A 444-nucleotide genomic window follows, 5' to 3' on the forward strand; every position below is an offset into this window, starting at 1 on the left:
ATCCGGTTCACTATGCAGGGCGATATGCCGAGTGCCGTTGGCATCGACAAAGATATTGGTGATCACCCCGTTTGCCCGGAACGGCGTATGTAGCAACATGCTGCTAAGACGCTGTAGCTCTTTCCATTGGTCGAGTGAGTTGTATTCGTTCAGCGGCTGTGTGGGCAAGGGATAATCCACCAACTGCTTGCCTTCGTCACTGGTAATCAAAAAACCGCCCGGCGGTGGGCTGTTGAGGGCCGCAGCGGCCTGACGGGTTTCCCGCGCCACAAAGGCAGAGGTAGCCGCGTTACTCAGGTTTTCCAGCGATTCAGCACTGACCGGACGGAGCAGAACGTTAACGCCTTCCAGTGCCCCGGATTTGGCCCGTTTCACCAGGTTGGCCCAGTTCTTGACGTTACCCAGATTGACCAATGCGTTCTTCAAGCGCACACAGTCGGCCTC

At 56.5% G+C, this 444-nt stretch carries 1 protein-coding gene; it reads right to left on the reverse strand.

Annotated elements, in window-relative coordinates:
- The coding region (locus DUK53_RS17150; RefSeq protein WP_143813228.1) for an IgaA/UmoB family intracellular growth attenuator at positions 1 to 444 on the reverse strand (444 nt) is incomplete at both ends.

Source organism: Listeria sp. SHR_NRA_18, from assembly GCF_003856515.1.
Classification (GTDB): Bacteria; Bacillota; Bacilli; order Lactobacillales; family Listeriaceae; genus Listeria_A; species Listeria_A newyorkensis.